General features: G+C 57.7%; 18 protein-coding genes. 9 read left to right on the top strand and 9 right to left on the bottom strand.

Annotated elements, in window-relative coordinates; genetic code table 11:
* The first annotated feature begins 257 nt into the window (after positions 1–257).
* Complete coding sequence (locus C4S72_RS14725) at positions 258–1232, top strand: helix-turn-helix domain-containing protein (RefSeq protein ID WP_104003935.1); 975 nt, start codon at positions 258–260, stop codon at positions 1230–1232.
* A gap of 311 nt (positions 1233–1543) precedes the next feature.
* Positions 1544–2422 carry a transporter gene (locus C4S72_RS14720; RefSeq protein WP_104003934.1) on the top strand — a complete coding sequence of 293 codons (879 nt, stop codon included), beginning with the start codon at positions 1544–1546 and terminating at the stop codon, positions 2420–2422.
* Positions 2423–2537: 115 nt separating this feature from the next.
* Here the strand turns inward: C4S72_RS14720 and hpaA are convergent, their stop codons facing one another.
* From hpaA to hpaH, 6 genes are all read right to left on the bottom strand, one after another.
* Complete coding sequence (hpaA, locus tag C4S72_RS14715) at positions 2538–3455, bottom strand: 4-hydroxyphenylacetate catabolism regulatory protein HpaA (RefSeq protein WP_104003933.1); 918 nt, start codon at positions 3453–3455, stop codon at positions 2538–2540.
* Between the two features lie 92 nt (positions 3456–3547).
* Complete coding sequence (hpaE, locus tag C4S72_RS14710; protein WP_104003932.1) at positions 3548–5083, bottom strand: 5-carboxymethyl-2-hydroxymuconate semialdehyde dehydrogenase; 1536 nt, start codon at positions 5081–5083, stop codon at positions 3548–3550.
* A 67-nt stretch (positions 5084–5150) separates the two neighbouring features.
* Positions 5151–5933: a fumarylacetoacetate hydrolase family protein gene (locus tag C4S72_RS14705; RefSeq protein ID WP_104003931.1), complete on the bottom strand. Its 783-nt coding sequence runs from the start codon at positions 5931–5933 to the stop codon at positions 5151–5153.
* Positions 5934–5935: 2 nt separating this feature from the next.
* Positions 5936–6604: a fumarylacetoacetate hydrolase family protein gene (locus C4S72_RS14700; RefSeq protein ID WP_104003930.1), complete on the bottom strand. Its 669-nt coding sequence runs from the start codon at positions 6602–6604 to the stop codon at positions 5936–5938.
* A gap of 30 nt (positions 6605–6634) precedes the next feature.
* Entirely contained in the window at positions 6635–7441 is an 807-nt protein-coding gene (gene hpaI, locus C4S72_RS14695; protein WP_104003929.1) for a 4-hydroxy-2-oxoheptanedioate aldolase, read from the bottom strand.
* A gap of 25 nt (positions 7442–7466) precedes the next feature.
* The gene (gene hpaH, locus C4S72_RS14690; protein WP_104003928.1) at positions 7467–8270 is read right to left on the bottom strand and encodes a 2-oxo-hept-4-ene-1,7-dioate hydratase; all 804 of its coding nucleotides are present in this window, start codon (positions 8268–8270) and stop codon (positions 7467–7469) included.
* A gap of 319 nt (positions 8271–8589) precedes the next feature.
* Here hpaH and C4S72_RS14685 point away from each other — a divergent pair, with 319 nt between their 5' ends.
* From C4S72_RS14685 to C4S72_RS14665, 5 genes are all read left to right on the top strand, one after another.
* Positions 8590–8976, top strand: coding sequence for a 5-carboxymethyl-2-hydroxymuconate Delta-isomerase (locus C4S72_RS14685; protein WP_104003927.1), 387 nt, complete (start codon positions 8590–8592; stop codon positions 8974–8976).
* Between the two features lie 93 nt (positions 8977–9069).
* The gene (locus C4S72_RS14680) at positions 9070–10107 is read left to right on the top strand and encodes a TRAP transporter substrate-binding protein (RefSeq protein WP_104003926.1); all 1038 of its coding nucleotides are present in this window, start codon (positions 9070–9072) and stop codon (positions 10105–10107) included.
* 14 nt (positions 10108–10121) lie between these two features.
* Complete coding sequence (locus C4S72_RS14675) at positions 10122–10637, top strand: TRAP transporter small permease (protein WP_104003925.1); 516 nt, start codon at positions 10122–10124, stop codon at positions 10635–10637.
* Between the two features lie 25 nt (positions 10638–10662).
* On the top strand, positions 10663–11991 hold the full coding sequence (locus C4S72_RS14670) for a TRAP transporter large permease (protein WP_104003924.1): 1329 nt from the start codon (positions 10663–10665) through the stop codon (positions 11989–11991).
* 484 nt (positions 11992–12475) lie between these two features.
* Positions 12476–14185 carry a GGDEF domain-containing protein gene (locus C4S72_RS14665; protein WP_146071913.1) on the top strand — a complete coding sequence of 570 codons (1710 nt, stop codon included), beginning with the start codon at positions 12476–12478 and terminating at the stop codon, positions 14183–14185.
* 15 nt (positions 14186–14200) lie between these two features.
* Here the strand turns inward: C4S72_RS14665 and C4S72_RS14660 are convergent, their stop codons facing one another.
* Both C4S72_RS14660 and C4S72_RS14655 read right to left on the bottom strand, forming a co-directional pair.
* On the bottom strand, positions 14201–16720 hold the full coding sequence (locus C4S72_RS14660) for a cation:proton antiporter (protein WP_104003922.1): 2520 nt from the start codon (positions 16718–16720) through the stop codon (positions 14201–14203).
* 98 nt (positions 16721–16818) lie between these two features.
* On the bottom strand, positions 16819–17445 hold the full coding sequence (locus C4S72_RS14655) for a YbhB/YbcL family Raf kinase inhibitor-like protein (RefSeq protein ID WP_104003921.1): 627 nt from the start codon (positions 17443–17445) through the stop codon (positions 16819–16821).
* Between the two features lie 257 nt (positions 17446–17702).
* Between C4S72_RS14655 and C4S72_RS14650 the strand changes: the two genes are divergently transcribed.
* The gene (locus C4S72_RS14650) at positions 17703–17882 is read left to right on the top strand and encodes a PLDc N-terminal domain-containing protein (protein WP_104003920.1); all 180 of its coding nucleotides are present in this window, start codon (positions 17703–17705) and stop codon (positions 17880–17882) included.
* A 61-nt stretch (positions 17883–17943) separates the two neighbouring features.
* On the opposite strand, the gene C4S72_RS14645 is transcribed toward C4S72_RS14650, so the two are convergent.
* Positions 17944–18342, bottom strand: a complete 399-nt coding sequence (locus tag C4S72_RS14645) for a hypothetical protein (RefSeq protein ID WP_104003919.1) — start codon at positions 18340–18342, stop codon at positions 17944–17946.
* 158 nt (positions 18343–18500) lie between these two features.
* Here C4S72_RS14645 and C4S72_RS14640 point away from each other — a divergent pair, with 158 nt between their 5' ends.
* Positions 18501–19496, top strand: a complete 996-nt coding sequence (locus tag C4S72_RS14640) for an LLM class flavin-dependent oxidoreductase (protein WP_104003918.1) — start codon at positions 18501–18503, stop codon at positions 19494–19496.
* Positions 19497–19593 lie beyond the last annotated feature (97 nt).

Below are 19593 nucleotides of genomic sequence, written 5' to 3'. Positions count from 1 at the left end.
GGCCGAACGGATCGAACCCTCTGAGTCTGTGTTAATAAGCTACAAATGCCGCCTCTCCGCTGCTTGACTGATCGTGCCCTCGGCTTGCCTCAGTGAAGCCGGTTTTCCTTTTGCCGCATATCCGGCCAGTGAAAGGTTCATCCTTCAGGCCTATTTACAGCGATAGAAAAATAGTTAACATGTTCACTAGCAGATCGTTCCGGTCTGCTGCCAATTAGTTGCGCTAACCTCTCACATAAAAAAAATACGGGGGCGGCATGGATAACTTGATAGCGGCGGCATCCGCGAAGGGGTGGGTATCGACCCACGATATCCCGGCGGTCGAACGACGCAGTTTCTGGCTCAACCAGGTCAATGACCGGCTGATAAAGGTGGATTGCCCGAGCGAAGAGAAGACGGGCATCAACGCCTCACTCCGACATCTGGACCTGGATCGTCTCAGGCTGAACCAGATCAGAGCCAACACTCACTCAATCCAGCGTAGTCAGGCGGATATCGCCGGGGATGACCGACATTCGGTGTTTCTCTGTTTTATGCGTGGCGGCGATGGTTTCTCCTACCAGGGCACTCAGTGTGTGCAGCACTCCCCGGGAGATATCATCCTCTACGATACGCGGATGCCCTATGGCCAGGGTTTCCCGGCCGATATGGAAATGGTGGTGATGGATCTGCCCGAGATTATCGCCCGGCAGTACCTGCGTGACTGGAAGCGCGGCGATCTGCTGCATCTGCACCGGGATACACGCTTTTCCGATACCAGCTGTGCGAAGCTGTTTGAACTGCTTGATACGCTCGTAGCGCCGAGTATCGATGGTGGTCGGCAGCTCTCTGCCGCGGATGAGATGCTGGAGAATATCGGCGCGCTGATCTCCAATATCTGCTCCGGCGACAGGGATCTGGATTTCTGGCGTCTCTGCTGTCGCTATATTCAGCAGCATCTGCAGGATGAGTCGCTGAGCTCCGTGCGCCTGGCAAAAGAGCTGAACACCTCGACCCGCAGGCTGCACCGCACCTTCGCCGACAACGGCATCAGCGTGCAAAACTACATCTGGAAGCAGCGCCTGGAGCAGTGTCGGAAAGAGATAATTACCCCGTCCTTATCCAACCGCAGTGTCAGTGAAATCGCCTTTAAATGGGGCTTCAACGACGCCTCTCACTTCAGTCGCCGCTATAAGGCGCATTATGGCGAAAGCCCGGTTGAAACCCGCAAGTCGATGCGTGACGCCGTCTGATAGACCCCTCTTTTAGCGGGTAAGGCTGAGCGCCTGAGTGTTCAGCCTTACCCGTTAACTCTTTTCAGCACATCCTTTTAGATCCCCGTGTGATTGTTGCCTATCTGAGTCAAGCCTCTGGCGATGCGAGTCAAGCGATGCCTGGCCCGCTTTTGTAGTCTGTTGCTGCAGTGATACCCAAGGGCATCGACGTTGCAGCGCTGGATAAGCGTCTGAAAGACAAACCTTTTCGACGGCGGGTTTGTTTCTGCACGCTCGGGTTCCCATTGGGGTTGAGGTCCAATAATAATCAGAACAGGATAATTAATAAGATGAGTTTCTACGCCAGAAAATTGCTTCCGGCTGCCCTGGCGGCTGGTTCTATGCTGCTCTGCCAGCAGGCTTTCGCAATCGCTGAAACAGTTCATCCCCGCGACTATATTCCCGCGCCTGCCGGTGTGAATCTGTCGGTCACCTATTTTGATCACCGCTCCGGCGACGATGTCTACGTGGATGGTGACAAGGTGGCCAGCAACGGCGATCTGGAGGCCAACGCGGTGATCGAGCGTCTGATCCACTTTACCGAAATCTTCGGTATGCCGGCGGATCCGCAGATTATCATCCCCGTCGTTGATCTTGATGTGGGCATCCAGGGCCAGGATAGCAGCGGTGTCGGCGATATCTTCTTTGGTTCTACGTTCTGGCCGGTCGCCGATGACAAGAACAAGCAGTGGTTCGGTATTACGCCGTTTCTCTACGTGCCCACCGGCGAGTACGACAAGGACCAGGCCGTTAACGTGGGCGCTAACCGCTACAGCTTCGTGCTCCAGGCCGGTTACGTAAAAGCGCTGACCGATAACCTCTATCTCGATGTGATCGGTGAGGTGCAGTGGTACGGCGATAACGATGATTTCCTGGGCAATAACACCCTGGCCAAGGATGAGGCCTACCGGCTCTCTGCGATGCTCTCCTACGACGTCAGCCCTGCCGGTTATATCTGGGGGCGTTACGCGAAACAGATCGGTGGTGAAGAGTCGCTCAATGGCACGACCCTGGCTGATTCGAAAATGGATACCGATACCGCCAGCATCGGTTACACCCATTGGCTGAACAAGTCGCTGCAGATGCAGGTTGAATATACCCGCGACCTCAGTGTCGATAACGGTATCGCCGTGGATGGCGCAACCCTGCGCATGGTGATTCCGTTCTAAGACCGACTTCCGGGCTGGTGTGGTCTGTAAAGCTCGCCAGCCCTGAATACCTAACCCCTGAAATTCTCCTCTGAAACTCCCTTCGTAAACCGCTACCGCCCGATAGCTGTAAGCGCTATTTCTGCTGCTTGCGGTAGTTCAGTGCGGTGATGCCGGTGTGCTTTTTAAAGAAGCGTGAAAAGTAGGCGGGGTCGGTAAAACCGAGTTCGAACGAGATCTCGTTGCTGGTCAGCGGGCTGAAGGTAAGCAGGCGTTTACTCTCCTGAATGATCCGGTCATGAATCAGTTTCTTCGGCGAGCGGTTGGAGATCCGCTGGCACAGCTGATTAAGGCGGCTCTCGGAAACACCCAGGTTTTCGGTGTACTGGGGCAGCTGCCAGTGCTGCTTGAAATGCTCTTCGATCAGGTCGGAAAAACGGTGAAACAGCTTCAGGTCGTCGTTGTTGATGGCCTGGCTCTCGGTGCGTTTATCGGCGAGGCGTGCCACGCGGATAATCAGCAGGCGCACCAGTGAATCCATCACCAGCCCCTTGGCCACCAGGCTCTCCGACCACTCGGTGCGGATGTTTTGCAGCGTTTCGGACAGCAGGTCCCATTGGTCGAGCTGTTCGCTGTTCAGGTTGTCCTGAGCGATGCAGATACCGAGGCTTAAATCGCACTCCAGCTCCTGCTCCAGCCCATCTTTCATCAATTGCCACACTAGGGACTGATGCACGGTCAGCACATGGCCGCGGGCGTCCTGTTGGGTCTGAAAAGAGTGGGGAACCGAGGCGGGGGTCAGAAAGCAGGCCGGGCCGTTGACCTGGTAAAGCTTGTCATCGATATGGAAGTTGATCGCACCACGGTCGATGTAGTGGATCTGCATATATTGCGAATGGCGGTGTACCGGCATATCACGACCGAAGAAAACCGCCAGGTTGTCCAGTTCATCGTAATGAACCAGGGCATCCAGATACCGTTTGTCGTAGTCGTGGCCCAGAATGATATTCGGGATCCACTCGCTGTTTTTTGTTATGGGTGAGGCGTCTGACATCAGGGCAGGTATGTGGGATAAAGAGACGGAGCCGCCACTCAGGACGGCTCCGTTTTAGTCTACAAGGTCAGTCTAGCAGATCGACTCGGCAGTTAGCCCTTGCCGAGCAGCGGTACGCGATGGGTACCGTGCGCGATGCAGACGTTCTTGGTTTCCATGTAGAAGTCGAAGCTCCAGTCGCCGCCGTCGCGGCCAATGCCGGACATCTTGATACCGCCGAACGGAGAGGGCAGGTTGCGGTTGTTCTCGGAGTTCACCCAGAGCATGCCCGCTTCGACGTGCTTGGCCATGCGCATGGCGCGACCGGTGTTCTCGGTCCAGATGTAACCGGACAGACCGTACTGGGTATCGTTGGCGATAGCGATCGCTTCCTCTTCGGTATCGAAGGAGATAGCGGTCAGCACCGGGCCAAAGATCTCTTCCTGGGCGATGCGCATCTTGTTGTTGGCACCGGTGAACAGAGTCGGTTCCAGGTAGTTGCCGGCCGGATCGATGGTGCCGCGAGCTTCGGCGATGCGCTTGCCGCCGACGGCGATATTGGCGCCATCTTCCTTAGCGATATCGAAGTAGCTCAGCACCTTGTTGTAGTGCTCGGTGGCCACCAGCGGGCCCACTTCGGTGTTCGGGTCCAGGGAGTGACCGACCTTCAGGTTACGGACACGCTGTTCCAATGCGTCCATGAAGCGGTCACGGATGCCGCTCTGGATCAGCAGACGGCTGGAAGAGGTGCAACGCTGGCCGTTGAGGCTGTAGATCATGAATACCACGGCATCCAGGGCGCGTTCGAAATCGGCATCGTCAAACACGATCACCGGGTTCTTGCCGCCCAGCTCGAAGTGCATCCGCTTCAGCGTATCGGCACCCTGGCGCATGATGTGGGAACCGGTGGCAGATTCACCCACCAGTGCTACTGCCTTGATGGCGGGGTGTTCGGTCATGCGTTTGCCGGCGGTTTCGCCGAAGCCGTTAACCATGTTCCAGACGCCCTTGGGCAGCACTTCTTCGGCGATCTCGGCCAGGATGTAGGCGCTCAGCGGGGTCAGTTCGGCCGGCTTGTGCACCACGGTGCAACCAGCAGCCAGTGCCGGCGCGATCTTCCAGGTGGAGAGCATGAACGGCGTGTTCCAGGGGGTGATGATACCGACCGGGCCGATCGCCTTGCGCAGGGTGTAGTTGGTGTGCTCGTCCTGGTGCAGCGCCAGGCCGTTCTGCGCTTCCGGCGCCTTGTCGGCGAAGAAGCGGAAGTTGGCGGCACCGCGCACGGCGGCCTGTTTCATGAAGCGGATCGCCTGACCGCAGTCCATGGACTCAACCAGGGCGATTTCGTCGGCGCGCTCAACCAGGCGGTCGGCGAACTTGTTCAGCAGACGCTTGCGCTCTGCGCCCGGCAGAGAGGACCACACTTCAAAGGCGCTCTCGGCGGCTTCGCAGGCGGCGTCCATATCGGCCACGGAGCCGGCCATGATCTTGCCGATGGAGCTGTTGTCGGTCGGCGTGTAGTTCTCATATTCGCTGCCGCCGGTGCCCAGGGTGAACTCACCGTTGATGAAGTGACCGGTGGTGTTGTTCTTGAAACGCTCCAGGTACTGCTGCGCGCGGGCCAGGTTGGTATCCAGGGTATCGCTCATCGTGTGTCTCCCGTTCTCTATGATCCCGGTGCCGCGCTTGGTGCGGCGCCCGGGACGGGTTTTATTCTTAGTATTTGTCGCCGTAGTATTCCTGCTCGCTGACCATGCGGGTCTCGAGTGAGCAGATATCTTCGATGCTGCAAACCACGGTATCACCCGGCTGGCAGTCAACGATGCCGTGCGGTGTACCGGTGCAGATCATGTCACCCGGGTTCAGGGTCATGATCTTGCTGAGGTATTCGATGATGAAGGGCACGTTAAAGATCATGTCCTTGGTGCTGCCGTCCTGAGTGACCTTGCCGTTAACGGTGGTGGTCAGCTTCAGCGCGTTGGCATCAGCGATATCCGCGGTATCAACGATCCAGGGCCCCATCGGCAGCAGAGAGTCACGGCTCTTTACGCGCAGGTTGGGGCGGTAGTAGTTCTCGAGATAATCGCGGATCGCAAAGTCGTTGCAGACGGTGTAACCGGCCACGTAATCCAGGGCGTCTTCACGCTTGATGTTCTTGCCGCTTTTGCCGATCACCGCTACCAGTTCGCACTCGTAGTGCTGATAGTCGATGTTGTCGGGGCGGTAGCTCACCTGCTTGTGGCCGGTCAGCGTGTTGGCGTGCTTGATGAATACCAGCGGCTCTTTCGGCGGCTCGAACGCCAGCTCGCTGGCGTGATCGGCATAGTTGATGCCCAGCGCGAAGATGGTGCCCGGTTCCTTCACCGGCACCAGCCAGGTGATCTGGTCTGAATCCAGTGCGACGTTCAGCACCTCGCCTTCGGCGGTGGTGATGCGGTCGTCGGCGGAGATATCGATATCCAGCTCTCGGCCTTCAAAAATGATGCGTGCGTGTCTCATGTTCATGCACCTCCCAGAGTATTTGTCAGGGTGCCGACACCCTCGATCTGCGCATCCACCCTGTCACCCTTGGCAACCGCAACTCGGTCACCGGCGAAGCCAACGGCGATCATCTCGCCCGGCTGCAGCGTCATGATGTGGGAGATGATACTGATCAGCTCCGCCACACCGCGCTGCATGCCGGAGAGTTCAAAGTTACTTCTCAGGTGCCCGTTGACGCTGAGGGTGACGCGCAGCGCATCGGGATTGCTGATCTGGTCAGCGGGAACGATCGTCGGGCCGACCGGCGCCGAGCCATCCAGACACTTGCCCTTGATGTCCGGCCGATAGTAGCTCTCCTCCGGCAGCGAGAAATCGCTGACGAGGGTGTAGCCGACGACGTAATCGAGTGCGTCCTCTGCGGATACCCGGCAGATTTCCTTGCCGATCACCACACCGAGGCTGGCGCCGACCGCCATGGCTGGCACATCCACGCCATCGAAATCCTTCGCCCACTCGATTTCGGCGCCGTTAACGCTCCAGGTGTTGCGCGGCTTGTAGTAGAGCACCGGCTGGGTAGGGGGCTTTTTATAGGGCGCTTCGTTGAAGGCGCCCTCGAGTGCAGCCAGCTGAGCTTTGTCATTCAGTGCGACACAGACCAGCTTGCTGTTGACCAGGGTATTCGCAGTCATTGTTAACCTTCTCGTTGTGATAGCCGCTAATCAGTAGCCGGCCTGAGGTTTTTCGTCTTTTACCGGGGCGCCTTCTTTAAAGCGCTGCGCCAGCTTGCGGGTCTCGTTAGCCAGGATCATGGTGTCGACGCCAACGCCGACAAAGTTGGCGCCTTCCTGCACATAGCTTTCGGCTAGGGAGGGGTCGAGGCAGAGCAGGCCTGCGTATTTGCCCGCGGCGCGGATCTTGTTGAGTCCACTATTGATCGCTTCGACTACCGCCGGGTTACCGGCGTCGCCGATATATCCCATGGAGGCGGACAGGTCGGACGGGCCGATGAAGACGCCGTCTACACCGTCCACTTCCAGGATGGCATCCAGGTTTTCCATGGCGCTGGCGGTTTCCACCTGCACGATCAGGCAGATCTCGTCATTGGCTTTTTTCAGGTAGCCGGGAATCTGGTTCCAGCGAGCCGCCCGTGCCAGTGAAGTGCCCAGACCGCGGATACCCTGCGGCGGGTAGCGCACCGCCTGCACCAGCTGAACGGCCTGCTCGGCGGTTTCCACCATCGGCACCAGCAGGGTCTGTACGCCGATATCGAGCAGCTGTTTGATCAGTGCGGTATCGCCCTCGACGCAGCGGACGATCGGCGCCGTGTCGTAGGGAGCGATCGCCTGCAGGTGTGACATGATGGTGCGCAGGTCGAAGGGGGCGTGTTCGCCATCGATCAGCAGCCAGTCGAAACCGGCGACAGCGGCGATCTCTGCAGCGCTGTTATCCGGCAGGCCAAGCCAGAGCCCGTACTGGGTATTCCCGCTTGCGAGGCCCTGCTTGAATCTGTTTTTGGGCAGTTCCATGGAGATGTTCCTTGTACCTTGGGTCTTATTCGAAGCGCAGGCCGATACCGCCCAAGGGGCCGAAATCGGCATGTACGGTATCGCCGGCCTTGACCGGAACCGGGCGGGTAAAGGAACCGGCAAGGATGATCTGGCCGGGTTCCAGGCCCACGCCGTGGGGCGCGAAACGTTTGCAGACCCAGCTGATCCCCTTGGCCGGGTGGCCGAGAACGCCACAGGCCAGGCCGGTCTCTTCAATCTGCCCGTTGAGGTAGAGCGCGGCGCCGGCCCAGCGCAGATCCATTTCGGTGGGCTTGATCGGGCGGCCGCCGAGGATGATGCCGGCGTTGGCCGCATTGTCAGAGATGGTGTCGAACACTTTGCGGGTGTAGCCGGTTTCCGGGTCGGTGCGCATGCAGCGGGCAGCGATCAGCTCCAGCGACGGGATGACGTAGTCGGTGGCGTTATAGACGTCGAAGATGCTGACATTTTCACCAAACAGCGGCTTATTCAGAACAAAGGCCAGCTCCACCTCGATGCGCGGATCAAGAAAGTCCGAGGCTTTCAGGGTGGCGCCATCCTCAAACAGCATGTCATCGAGCAGCACACCGTAGTCGGGCTCATCGATATTGACCGCCATCTGCATGGCGCGGGAGGTCAGGCCAACCTTGTAACCGATCACGGAGCGGCCGTTGGCTTTCTTCTGATCGACCCAGGCTTTCTGGATGGCGTAGGCATCGCCCATATCCAGTTCGGGGTGCTGTAGTGTCAGTGCCGGAATCTGTTTGCGGTTCTGTTCTGCCTGGTAAAGACGTTCTGCCGCTGTTTTTATCTGTTCTTGTGTCAACATGCTCGGTCTAACCTTCTGGTTTGGTGGGAGCTGCGTTGTTGCTGGCTCCCGAACTGCGTCTCAACTAGTTAACTTATTAACCAATGGCGCCTGGTGATTCGTTGCTGATCACCAATCAGTGAAACAATTTTTACTTAACATCTTAACTAATGTCAACGTTCGATCTGATTTTGTATTCCTCGGGTCAGAGGTCAAGTGCCAAGTTGACATAAGTTAATATGTTAATTAGATTGCTGGGCAGATGTTCAGCGTTGTACCCCAACAGCCGCTGACGGCGCTCCATAACAACTTAAAAAAACAATAAGGGAAGTCGCTAACGATGCCCCACTTTATCGTCGAGTACTCCGGTAACCTGCATGATCGCCTGGACTTTCAGCCGCTGTTCAAGTCGCTGCATGAGTATGTTGTGTCTACCGGTGCCTTCCCTATAGGTGGCGTGCGTAGCCGGGCCATCCGCTGTAACGATTTTCGCGTCGCCGACGGTCGCGATGACTTTGCTTTCCTGAACCTGAATCTGAAGATCGGTCATGGGCGCGACATGGCGCTGAAGAAAGAGGTGGCCGCACGGGTGTTTGAGATCCTCTGTGACTGGATGACGCCGATCACCGACAACAGCTACTGCCAGCTCTCCTTTGAGATGACCGAGCTGGACCCGGTACTCAAGTTCAACAAAAACAATATCCATCCTTTGTTTGTGAAGGATTAGCTGTAGGCGGCCAGTCTGCCTGCAGGGAAATTATAATAATCAAATAGTTAATATATTAATAAAAATAACTCCGCTCAGGAGAAAGGTGCGAACATGAACAATAAAAATATGTTGTCCAAAGTGAAAATGGCTCTCGCGGTGGGAGCGTTGACCCTGTCATCCAGCGCCTGGTCGGAGACGGTGCTGCGTGTTGGCACCTGGCTGCCGCCGACTAACCCCCAGAACGAAACGGTATGGCCTACCTGGGCCAAGTGGGTTGAGGAAGCAACCGAAGGGCGCGTGCGTGTTGAGGTGGAAGAGGGGCTCGGTCACCCGAAAACCCTGTTCCAGCTGGTTGAAGATGGCGTTATCAACGCCAGTTTCAGCTACCACGGCTATGTACCGGGTCGTTTCGAACTGCCTCAGGCGGTTGAGCAGCCGGGCCTCGGTGTCAGTGCGGAGGCCGCATCCGTAGCGCTCTGGCGCACCTATGAAAAGTACTTTGAGCAGGCGGATGAGTTTGCCGGCCTCAAGGTGATCGGCATGTTTACCCATGGCCCAGGTTATATCCACTCCAAAGAGCCGATCACCTCCTGGGATCAGATCAAGGGCAAGAAGATCCGTATCGGCGGTGGGGTGCAAAGCGCCCTCGGCGAGCGCATGGGGATCACTCCGGTGGCGGCTCCCGCACCGAAGGTTTACGAGATGCTGCAGCAGGGCGTGATCGATGGCGTGTTTATGCCGATGGGTGAGCAGAAAGCGCTGCGTCTGAGCGAGGTGGCCCCTAACGTGACCATGATTCCGGGCGGCATGTACCTGGGCAGCTTCTCCATCTTTATCGACCCTTACTTCCTCGAAGAGCTCGATCCGAAAGATCGTGATGCGATCCTCAGTGTCTCTGGTGAAAAACTGTCACAGATGGCCGGTAAGGCCTGGGATGGCATCGATGCCGCAGGCTACAAGGTGGCCCAGGAGAACGGCGTCAACCTGATCGAGCTGAAAGAGAGCGACCCGATGAGTCAGGAGTTCTTCTCCATGATCAAGGGGATGAAGCAAGAGTGGGTTGAGAGTGTGGCGGACCGCGGTGTCGATGCGCAGGAAGCGATCGATTACCTGTGGAAGAACGCGCGCGATTACGAAAACGCCAAGTAGTCGAGGGGGTGAATATGTCTCTGGCTAGCTGGGTTAACAGCCGCTACGAAGAGGTGGGGCCGGTCAAATGGCTGGCCTTCGCCCTCGAACTGGTTGCCGCGGTTGTGCTGTTTCTGCTGATGGCGATCACCTGTGTCGATGTGGCGGGTCGCTATCTGTTCTCAAACTCTCTCGATGGCGCCACCGAGCTGACCGAGATCGGTCTGGCCATCATGCTGTTTGCTGCGATGCCGATCGTGACCTGGCGTGGTGGCCATGTGGTGGTCGATATCTTCGACCGGGTGATCGGCGGCAGGATGGTAAAAGCCCTCGCGCTGTTCGCGGCACTGGTGATCTCCAGCTCCATGTACTTTCTCGGTGTGCGCATCTTCGAGTTGGCGGAGCGTTCGCTGCGACGTGGCGTTGTGACCGAGTATCTCGGCATACCCACGGGCTACATCGTCGAATACATTGCGGTGATGAGCTGGTTCACGGCCCTGGGCATGATCAGCTACGGGATCTATCGCATCTTTGCTAACACTGCCAAATAACTCGAAGCCTTAAAGGTAGCTGACTATGTCTGTCGTATTGATCGGCTTCGCCGTACTTCTTTTTCTTATCATCATCGTCAGGATGCCCATCGCCTTCGGTATGGGGCTGGTCGGCTTTTTCGGCTTCGCTGCGCTGCAGGGGCTGGAACTGGGTAATCTGACCGATTTTCGCTGGAACGGTGTTCTGTCGATGGCCTCCTACCGCGTCATCGATACCGTGCAGGAATACAGCCTGTCGGTGATTCCGCTGTTTATCCTGATGGGTAACCTGGTGACACGTTCAGGCCTGTCCCATGAGCTCTATCACGTATCCAACGCCTTTCTCGGCCACCGCAAGGGTGGCCTGTCGATGGCGACCGTGGTGGCCTGCGGTGGTTTCTCCGCTATCTGCGGCTCCAGCCTGGCCACCTCTGCCACCATGGCGAAGGTGGCGATGCCGCCGATGCGTAAATACGGTTATTCCGATGCCCTGGCCACCGCCTCGATTGCGGCCGGCGGTACCCTGGGTATCCTGATTCCGCCCAGCGTCATTCTGGTGATCTATGGTCTGCTGACCGAAACCAGTATTCGCGAGCTGTTCGCTGCCGGCTTTTTGCCCGGGCTGCTTGGCATACTGCTCTACCTGGCTGCTGTGCGCTACGTGGTGATGCGTAACCCGAGCCACGGCCCGGCAGGGGAGAAAATGTCCTGGCCCGAGCGAATCCAGGCGCTGAAGGGCGTTTGGGGTGTGCTGCTGCTGTTCACCGTGGTGATGGGCGGCATCTACATGGGGATCTTCACGCCGACGGAAGCGGCCGGCATCGGCGCCGGTGGTGCCTTTCTGATCGCGCTGGCACGCCGTTCCCTGACGCTGGCCGGCCTTTTCGACACCCTGACCGATACGGTTCGCACCTCGGCGATGCTGTTTGCCGTGCTGATCGGTGCGCTGATCTTCTCCGACTTCATCAACCGCGCGGGTCTGCCGGATGCGCTGCTGAACTTCGTGACCGGGCTCGATGTATCGCCGATCGTGGTGATCCTGGCGATACTGGGTATCTATATTGTGCTGGGGATGGTGTTCGAAAGTCTGTCGATGATGCTGCTGACGGTGCCGGTGTTCTATCCGTTGGTGCAGAGCCTGGGCTTTGATCTGGTCTGGTTCGGTATCGTGGTGGTGGTTGTCACCGAGATCAGTCTGATCACTCCGCCGGTGGGGATGAACGTCTTCGTTCTCAGTGCGGTGCTGCGTGATGTGAAGACCGGCACTATCTTCAAGGGGGTGACTCCTTTCTGGTGCGCAGACATCGTTCGCCTGGCGCTTATCGTGTTTGCCGTGCCGATCTCTCTGTTCCTCCCAGAGTTGCTGTACCGCTGATTTCGGTTAAACGCTGGCTGCCTGCGTCATGCAGTGGCCAGCGTTTGTCGAAGGTTGCTAAAGCTGGCGTAGTACCAGTTTTATGGCTTCCCGGCTCTGTTTTCGTTCCTGACTTTCTGTTACTGATTTCCTGTTACTGACTATCCTTCCTGGCTTTCATTCCTGGAGCTCCCCAGGCGTAATAAAATCGCGTCTTAATCTCATCATCCGCTGGGTCTGTAGAGGGGTTCTCAACGGGCTGATAGCGGCTGATCAGCTGACATATTCGTTTGTTAATTAATAGAACTTGCATTGATATAATTTGTTGCATATAAGTAACATTTTATCTGGCCGGTCCGTCAGATTTCTTCATAAAAACATGGCGACTACAGTGGCCCTTGGATAGAGTTAGCATGAGTGCTGAAGTTACCATCGGCGCGGCAAGGGAGGTGCCGGGTCGGTTTATCCTTAGTTGGGGCCTTGCCCCGGAATATCGGGTCGCGTTGTGCTGATAAGGTTGCTGCTGTTTCCTCTGCTCTTCCTGTCTGCCTGGGTCGCTGCAGACACAGTCAAACTTGATAGTGGCTGGTCCTATCGTTGGGGTGATTCTCCGTTTGATAGCAACGGGGTTCCGCTATGGACTCAGGAACCTGAGCTGCAAAACTGGCATGCCATCCATTTCCCTGCCGATCCGCCTGACCGGGCGGATAAAGAAAATATCTGGTTCCGCGTGCAGCTGCCGGAGGGCAACTGGCGTGATCCGGTGCTCTATATCTCCAGTGTCGACCTGATCGTCGAGGCTTATGTCGATGGCCGCACGATTTACAGCTATGGCCATTTCGACGAACAGGGCAGGGGCACATTTGAGGGCTGGCCCTGGCACATGATGGAGCTGCCGGCGGATAGTCTCGGTAAACCGCTCTACCTGCGTATCTTCTCCGATTACAAGAACATCGGCCTCTGGGGCGAGATCAAAATTACCGAGCGTAGCGAGTTGATCTCCTCGGTGATCAACGAGTCGCTGGAGGGGATTATCGTTGGTGTCTTCAGCCTGGTGATCGCTCTGCTGGCGGTGATTCTGGCCTGCATGCAGACCGAACGGCGCATGTTTATCTCGGTCGCGCTTTATTCGTTAAGTGCGGCCGGGATGGTGATCCCCGGCAGCCCGGTGTCCCAGGTGCTGTTGAATGCACCGCTGCTCTGGGATTACGTCGGCGCCCTGGGTTATTTCCTGATGCCGGTGGCGATGGCCCTGCTGATGGAAACCTGGTTCAAGGATCGCTCGGTACGTCTCTATCGAGTGGTGCGCTGGGTATCGGTGGCTTATATCGTGCTGGCGATCGGTGGCAGCCTGGCCGGCATTATTGAGCTGAGCAATACCTATCCCGCCTTTGATTTTTTGTTTGCGGTGTCGTTGGTGCTGCTGTTTTTGCCCGCGCTCAGGGGGCTGTCAGGTTTCAGTCGTCAGCAGTGGGCGGTGCTTGCCAGCTATGGTCTGTTCGCGGCGCTGCTGCTGGTGGATATGGGCGTAGCGCATAAGTTCCTGCCCTGGGTGAAGGTGCCCATTCCCTGGGGGTCGCTGGCGTTCTCTGTGGTTGTGGTGCTGATAGCGGTGATCCATTTCAACCAGACTCAGCGCGAGCTCAAGAGCCTGAACGAATCCCTGGATCGACAGGTCAAGGAGCGTACCGCAGAGCTTGAGCTGCTCTCCTATGAGGATCCGCTGACCAAGTTGAAAAACCGGCGTTTCTTCGATGAGTCTTTCATGCGTGAGGCCTCCCGCTCCAAGCGTCAGGGTTGCCCGCTGTCTTTGCTGATCTGCGATATCGATCAGTTCAAGCACTTTAACGACACCCAGGGACATGCGGCGGGTGATGAGGCGCTGCGCCAGGTTGGTATCAAGATGAAGCAGGCGTTCCGTCAGAGCGATCTGGCCTGTCGCTACGGCGGTGAAGAGTTTGTCGTGCTGATGCCGGGAGCAAGCAGCATGGATGCGGTGGCGCGTGCGGAAGAGCTGCGCCGTGCAGTGGCAGAGAATGATATAACCCTGGATGGACGCGCCTTGCCACGTATTACCCTGTCAGTGGGCGTGGCCAGTTGGCCTGGCAGCGTGTCGCGGGTCGATAACCTGTTCGCTAAAGCGGATGAGGCGCTCTACAAAGCCAAGCGGGAAGGGCGTGACCGGGTGATCGAGGCTGCATACGAGGCTGGCTGAGCGGCCAGTTCTCGTCTATCCCCGATCCCGATCCCCCGGTGCCGTTGCCGTCGACGCTGCTTCAATCCCATGTATCTGCCGCTGACGGGCATCGCTGCGCCTCAGCCTGCTCGCCATCTCCGGATTTGCCGCCATCAGCTGGTTCAGGTGCTCGCGACTCAGGGTATAAAGCCGGGCCGGCGTCTGTGCCACCATTGAGGTGTCCGGTGCGCGCAGTTCTCCCATCAGAGCCGATTCGCCGAAGGAGTCTCCCGCGATCAGGGTGCTCAAGTGCTGCTCGCTGGCGTTACACGTGCTGTGCAGGCGGATAATTCCCCGGCTGACGATATACAGGCGGTCACTGCGGCTGCCCTGCTGAATCAACTGGTCATGTTTCTCCAGCGTCAGTGCCTCGCAATGGCTGGCTATCTTTTCCAGCTCGGGTTGCGAAAGGCGGCTGAACAGAGGCACCCGGCGCAGTAGTTTGGCAGGGTCATCATCCAGTTGCGGAATTGGCAGTCCACGCAGCCCTTTCAGCTGGCGCTGGAGCGAAACCTCGATCTGTTCCGCTGCCCCCTTTGCCAGGGTGCCGAGCCTGGCTTGCTCCCGGGTGGTATCTATTTCAGCCAGCAGTACGATTCGTTTACCCAGGCGCTCCTGAAGCAGGCGCGCCAGTTCGGGGAAGTCCTGATTGAGCCGGTGCAGTTTATCGGAGGCCAGGTTATTCCAATGGCGGAAACGCTCCAGTACCTGGTCAACGATATCCCTGGGCGTCGATTCCAGCTGCGCCAGTTGCTCCAGCGAGTTAAGTACGTGTCGGCTGCCCTGGAAATGCCCCCAGACCACCTCGTAATAGCGGTTGATATGACTGATGCGCAGGCGCTCAACCATCGGCTGCAGCGGTGTGCGGTCGCCGATCAGCCGGAACAGCCAGTGCTCGATAAACTCGTAGTGGCGATGACCATTGATATCTTCAAAGCCGTTGCCGTATTTCAGGGTGTCGATCTGATGATCCAGTACCAGTAGCAGGCGACGCATGCTGCCTTCGCTGATATGGCCGGCATCAAACATCTGCTGGTAGTGGCTTTTCTCTTCCGCCAGGGCGCGCAGGAAAAACAGGTTCAGCTCTTCGTCGTGACCCAGTTCACGCTGCCTGAAACGCTTGATCTTGCGCTTTGCCTTGCTGATCGCCTGGCGGCTTCTAAGACTCAGACGATGCGCGATGCGGCTCGAGAACATACCGCCTTTCTGCAACGCCGGCAGTCGCTCGATGGCGAGCTGGTGCGCTTCCAGGTCGCGTTCAAACAGGGCCAGCCGGTCGGCTAGCGAGGCTTTGTCGAGGCCCAGTAGCGACAGCACAGGTTTTATTGTCAGGCCCTGGACCAACAGGGTAAACAGCACTGCGCCGGTCACCAGGGCGACGAAAAGATCCTTGAACGGGTAGTCGGTGAGGCTGAGCACGATAGCCAGTGCGATGGCGCCGCGCAGTCCGCCCCAGAACATGATGAAGCGGTAGCCAAATCCCACAGGTTTAACGCCGGGCAGGCGGTCAAACAGAGGCAGCAGTGCGAAAATCACGATCGCTCGCGATACCAGCATCGCCAGCACCACCCAGAGAATTAGGTCCCAGGAGCGGGCCAGCTCCAGCAGGTCGACCTGCATCCCCAGCAGCAGGAACAGCAGTGCGTTGGAGACGAAGGAAAGCACGTCCCAGAAGTGCCCCAGAGAGTCCTGAACCGAGGCGCTGATGCGCAGCCGTCCCCAGGAACCGAGCAGCAGGCCGGCGCCCAGCGTGGCCATAACGCCACTGATATGCAGCACCTCTTCGGCGATCAGAAAGGCCAGGTAAGCGGCAGCGATGGTCAGGCTGATCTCGAACACCGGGTTGGAATCAAGCCAGCCGATAAACAGTCCGCAGATATAGCCCAGTGCCACGCCGAAGGCGAGGCCGCCGGCAAAGAGGACGAAAAAGTCGACCACACCGCCCGCCAACTGGGGGCCAGAGATGGCGCCGACGGCCAGAATGCTGAGCAGGATTTTTGAAACCACGAGGGCGGTGGCGTCGTTGAAGAGGCTCTCGCCCTCGATCAGCGTCGATAGCCGGCCCGGCGCGCCTACCTGACGGAACAGCGCGATTACGGCGACGGGGTCGGTGGCGCTGAGAATAGCGCCCAGCAACAGTGAGGCGACCAGGCCGATATCCAGCGCCTGCCAGATGATCACGCCGATCAATCCGGTGGAGAGCAGCAGTCCCGGTATCGCCAGAGCGAGAATCTGTACGCTGTTGCGCCTAAGCAGCGCGGTGTCGAGGTTATAGCTCGACTCGAAAATCAGGGTAGGGAGAAATACAAACAGAATCAGGTCGGGCGAAATACTCAGCGCCGATTCCATATTCGCCAGCGATGGTACATTGTCGCTGAGAAAGCTGATGCCGATACCGACCAGCACCAGTAGCACCGTGTAGGGAAGGCCGCTGCGCCGGGCCAGCAGGTTTACGCTCAGGGCGGTCAGCAGCAACACAAAAATCACAGCCACCAGCTGCGGAACAGGGTGCATAGCTTCCAATGCCGGTATTCCTCAGAGCATGTCGCCACCCGGAAGGGGTGGCGGACCGACAGTCACGACCCGGCCGTTACCGGGCCGGCATCCGTTATTCAGGCGACGGACGGGTTCAGTGTATAGGTGCCGGTGATGGCGGCGCCATCGAGAATATGGATCTCAAGCTCTTCGTAGAGGGTTTCACCATCAACACCGGGTTGCGCGTCGATGCTCTCCACATCCAGCGCGTAAATGCTGAACACGTAGTGGTGCGGGATCTCATCGTTCCAGGGCGGGCAGGGGCCGTCGTAACCAAAGTAGCTGCCTTCCATATCGGCGTCGCCGGCGAACCACTGGGTATAAGAGTTGATGCCGTGGCTCATACCGCCGGGCGCATCGGGGCCAGCCTTGCCCTTGGCGGTAACGCTACTGCATTGGCTGCCCTCGGTAATCTCGGTGACCGATGCCGGGATATTGAACAGCACCCAGTGATAGAAATCGGCCCGCGGCAGGCTGGCGGGAATGGTGCGTCCCTCCTGGTTGGCATCGTCGGCAACGCTGGGCGCATCCGGATCGTGGCAGATCAGGGCGAAGGACTTGGTGCCTTCGGGAAACTCGCTCCAGATAAGGTGCGGGTTGAGATTTTCCGCCAGGGTCACGTGGGTATCCGGATCGATGCGCGCAAAACAGTAACGGCTGGGAATGGTTTCACCGTTGTTGAAACTATTACTGAAGATCTTCATGAATTATCCACCTAAAGTTCTCGGGTCCTTGAAGCGTTTGGGTAGAGTTCCTGCGCGAGCGCGCCGCAGGCTGCTTAGCTAATGTAGCATCTGCGTCGGTTTGTCGTAACCCGGATAAGTGTTTGTAATATAGGCGAGATACTGATCAGGATCGATCTTTTTGCGGTCGATTGAACCTGTCGGTCAGCGTGTTAGTCTAAAAACCGGTAACAGAGAAACCCGAAGTAAACGTCAGAAACTGCATAAGAGGGATCAACATGGGTGTAGAAGTTTCAGGACTGTTTGGTTTGATTCTGCTGGTACTGGATGTGCTGGCTATTGTTAAAACGGTACAGAGCAACGCGACCACTGGAGCCAAAGTACTTTGGATCGTCGTGATTCTGCTGTTGCCGTTGCTGGGTCTGTTGCTCTGGTTCCTGTTCGGGCCCAAAGGCTAGTACCACAAAACCAGGACACAGAAGCGAGTACCCAGTTACGAGATGCTACTGCGTATTTTTGTCATTTAATCGGCTCCGCCCCGATGTCTGCGAGCAGTTGGTCGAAGACTTCGGGGTTGTTCTGCTTCAGAGCGTTGAGCGAGGTTTTCAGATCGCCGACTGACTTGAGCAGCAGACGCTGTTTCTCCTCTTCTATTTTTGCCGCCAGCTCCCTGAGCTTTTGTGCCGACTCTGAATCTTTCCCTTCCACTAACTCAAGCACCGCGTCGGTGAGCGTGCCCAACTGGCTGCCGTAGCTGGCGACTCTGCGGGTGATCAGCGATTCAAGTTTCGGGTTGCTCGCCAGGGTGACATCCACCTGCGGTGAAAACCACTGGGTCACCGGCGCAATCGACTGGTCTACATCCCCGCTGAGAGGGGAGTTGACCATCCACCACCAGGGATTCATCCACTCGTTCATGCTGATCTCCTTGCCTGCGGCTTTCCTCTTTTCGACGCATCGCTTGAGCGCCTGTCTGGAGTCTGGGTCATAAAATCTTGGGGAGCCAGTATCGCGGCTGATGTTTATCGTATTTTTTCGATATGGCATCATGGCAGCCTAAGATAAGGATACGAGCCATGAATTTACTGCAAGAAACGCCTTTCTCCCTGCTTGAGCTGGCGCCCATGCGGCTCGGCGATACGGCCGGGGATACGCTGAAAGGCACTCTCGAGTTCGCACGCCACGCAGACCAGAGCGGCGTGCATCGATTCTGGCTGGCGGAACACCACAACATGCGCGGTATCGCCAGCTCCGCTACCTCGGTACTGATAGGTGCAGTGGCTGGCTGCACCGAGCGGATGCGTGTCGGCTCCGGCGGCATCATGCTGCCAAACCATCCGCCGCTGGTGGTTGCCGAGCAGTTCGGTACCCTGGATGCGCTCTACCCGGGCCGTATCGACCTGGGCCTTGGGCGCGCACCGGGTACGGATCCTCTGACCTCAAGGGCACTGCGCCGTGACGATATGCGCGCTGAGCAGTTCCCACAGGAAGTGGAGCAGCTGCAGAAGCTTCTGGGTCCTGTTGATCCCGATGCCCGTGTACACGCGGTACCGGGCGAGGGGAGTCAGGTTGATATCTGGATTCTCGGTTCCAGCATGTTCAGCGCTCATCTGGCGGCGGCGAAAAGTCTGCCTTACGCCTTTGCGGGGCATTTCTCTCCGCGCTATGCCCGCGATGCGCTGGAGCTGTATCACGCCAACTTCACGCCCTCTGAAGCGATGCCAGAGCCCTATGCGATTCTCTGTTTGCCGTTAATTGCAGCGAACAGCGACGAAGAGGCGCGCTTTATCGGCACCAGTTCTAAACAGCGTATTCTGGCGCTGTTGCGCGGTGATCCGCTCTGGCTGCGACCGCCCGTCGAGTCGATGGATGATCTCTGGAACCCGCGCGAGCGCGCCGGTGTGGAGGATTTTCTTGGGTTGCAGGTGAGTGGTGGCCCCGAGACTCTCAGGTCGAAGCTGTCGAAAATTATCGAGACCTACCCGGTGAACGAGCTGATGTTTACCAACGATATTTACGATCAGCAGCAGCGCCAGGAAGCGGTTTCTATTTTGATGTCGTTGAAGGGCTGATGTCGCTGAAAGATTAAAGCTGATTCGTAGGAGCGACGCCCCCGTCGCGATTAACCACCGGCGTTTTAAATAACTGCTGTGCCGGGTTCCATCGGCG

The sequence above is a fragment of the Marinobacterium lutimaris genome (genome assembly GCF_900108065.1).
Lineage (GTDB): Bacteria > Pseudomonadota > Gammaproteobacteria > Pseudomonadales > Balneatricaceae > Marinobacterium_D > Marinobacterium_D lutimaris.
Note: the sequence above shows the minus strand (reverse complement) of the source record. Positions and strands in the feature narration are given on the sequence as shown.